This is a genomic window from Nesterenkonia massiliensis (genome assembly GCF_000455245.1).
Taxonomy (GTDB): domain Bacteria; phylum Actinomycetota; class Actinomycetes; order Actinomycetales; family Micrococcaceae; genus Nesterenkonia; species Nesterenkonia rhizosphaerae.
Map to the genome: position 1 here is coordinate 564,754 of NZ_HG005165.1, position 2,508 is coordinate 567,261.

Below are 2,508 nucleotides of genomic sequence, written 5' to 3' on the forward strand. Positions count from 1 at the left end.
GGGTTTTACGTTTCTGGGCTGCGAATGAGAGCCAGACCTCGAAACCGCAGCTACTGCGCATGGAACCCGAACGCCGTCACCGCAGGAAGCGTGCCCCGAGCCCACTGCTGCAGCACGTACTGCTCATGCGGGACCACCGGGGCCGGCAGCTCATCGAGACTCACCCAGCGCAGGTCAGCGGCTTTGTCCTGTTCCTGAATCCCGGGCACCCCCTTCCAGCGGCGTAGAGCGAAGAAGAAGTCCACACGCTCATCAATCGGCTCACCGCTGGCACCGGTACGGTGCATCACGGTCATCGGTTCAAGATCCGCGGCAGTGATCTCCACACCCAGCTCCTCGTGAGCTTCCCGGGCTGCGGCTTCGAAGACCGTTTCGCCGAGTTCCACATGACCGGCAGCTCCGAAGGCCCAGTGCTCATCCATATACCCAGTTCCCCGGCGGTAGGACAGCAGCACCTGGTCTTGCTCATCAATCAGCAGCACGTAGGCGGCGGGAACAACTTGAAAACGCATGGACTCCTCTTCACTGATCATCTGCTGACATCATGCCTTGCCTTCGCGCATCGCACGGTAGTCCTCGGTGGCCATCATCAGCAGCCGGGAGTTGTCGCCTTCGTCGGTGTTCTCCACATAGCCGATATTGCGTACATAGGGCGCAATGATGTGGACCTTCTGCAGCGGGGTCACGATCAACAGCTGCAGTCCCAGACGCCGGAACAGATCCAGCGCGTAACGAGTCGAGGCATCGGAACCTCGGCCGAAGGCCTCATCGATGACAGCGAAGCGAAAGTCCTTGGCTCGTTCCACGCCCCATTCCAGACCGAACTGGTAGGCCAGCGACGCCGCCAGGATCGTATACGCCAGCTTCTCCTTCTGACCACCAGATTTGCCGTCAGAGTCCCGATAGTGCTGATGGGCCCGGCCGGTGGAACGGTCGCGTTCTGTGGCGTAGAAGGTGAACCAGTTGCGCACATCAGTGACCAGTTCGGTCCAGGTCCGGTCCACCTCGGCGTAACCCTCACGCCCCCGGAAGCGCTCAATGATCTTCCGCACCTCTTCGAAGCGGCTCTCCGAGTAGCGGTTCTCCTCACCACCGAGCAGAGTGTCGGAGGTGACCTCGCGTAGCTCGCGGCGGAACTGGCGGACCGCGTGGTTCACCGTCAGCTCTTTCTCCAGCCGGATATACCGTCCGGGGCTGAAGTCGATCGAACCCAGCGCGTCGTTGATCAGCCCAATGCGCTGGTCGATCGCATCAGCCTGGCGCGCCAGCCAGTTATTAAAGGCAGCGAGCTCCTGGATGGTGTTGGTATTCAGCTGCGCCTTGAACTCTTCGCGGAAGCGCGGAAGGTCATCAGCTACCAGCCTGTCGTGGAGTTCAACATACTGGTGCCGGGACTCCAGGCTGACGTCGAACTCCTTAGCCTCCGCAGGCCATTCGCGAGCGAACCGATCCATCGCCCGTTCGATGGCGCGGGCCTGAGCATCGGTCTCCTGCCAAAGCGTGTTCAGCTCATCTTTCAGCTGCTGACCGGTGCGCCGCTCCGCCTCGGCGACGTCGTCGGCCCGTGCTGGTGGCACCTCCAGCGTCTCCTGGAGGGTGGGGTAGTTCGCTCGCGCACGTGCCAGCCCATCTGCAGGAGCAGCGGCGATCATCTGCGTATCCCGCTCGTTGGCCGCCGTGGCGCTCCGGATGAAGGATGTCAGTTCGGCGCGCCGTTCGGTCAGCCCCTCCTGGCGCTGCCGCAGCTGGAGCCGAGCCTGCTGGTTCTTCTCAAGTCGGGTCTCAATCTCAGCGAGTTCTGAGCTGCCGTGGATCAGCCGTACGCGTTCAGCCTCTGCCTGGTCAACCCGGGCCTGGGACTCCTCCCAGTCCAGTTCAGCCCAGGAGGTGTAGTCCGCTAAGGCGGCCAGGGCATGGGAGCGCTGCGCCAAATCCTTCAGCTGTCCACTGATCTGCGCGATCTCGTCCTTGGTCTGCTGCCAGCGGGAGTTGAGCTCCTGGAGCTCATCGGCAATGGCTTGCTTCTTACTCTCATTGGCCCAACCGAGCACCCAGGCCCGCGGATCGTTGACCCGACGCCGGTCGTCCTTCTCATGCCGTTCCCCATTGCGGACCTGGCCTTCCCTGGTGACCGCCCGGCGTTCCCGGCGGAAGTCCTCCAGAGTCTCAGCACAGTGATGGTCCGCCCGGCGGTAGAGCTCGTTGTAGAGGTATTCGCGGAAGGGACTCTCCGCCACCTCGATGGTCTCGGCCAGGAAGAGGCCCTCCCCGCGCGGGGGCTGCAGGCGCACCTGCTGCTCCGGCACGCGCTCATACACCAGGCGCCCACCGGTCACCGACCCATCGGCCCGGCGCACATCCAAGCGGTTGCCGTTGACCCAGTCTGAGACTGCCCGGTAGTGCCGCTGCGGCACCAGAAGGGACAGGGCGAAGCCATTGAGCACCCGCTCAGCGGCACCGCGCCATTGCCGGTGCTCCTCTGCCACATCCATCAACTCACCGGCGAAA

The 2,508-nt window shown here is 63.3% G+C and carries 2 protein-coding genes; both read right to left on the reverse strand.

What is annotated here, in order from left to right; all coding sequences use genetic code 11:
• Window positions 1-50: 50 nt before the first annotated feature.
• Window positions 51-533, reverse strand: a complete 483-nt coding sequence (locus TX78_RS02595; RefSeq protein WP_044493246.1) for an NUDIX domain-containing protein — start codon at window positions 531-533, stop codon at window positions 51-53.
• Window positions 534-542: 9 nt separating this feature from the next.
• Window positions 543-2,508: ATP-binding protein (locus TX78_RS02600; protein WP_044493248.1), on the reverse strand; the 1,966-nt coding region annotated here is incomplete at its 5' end.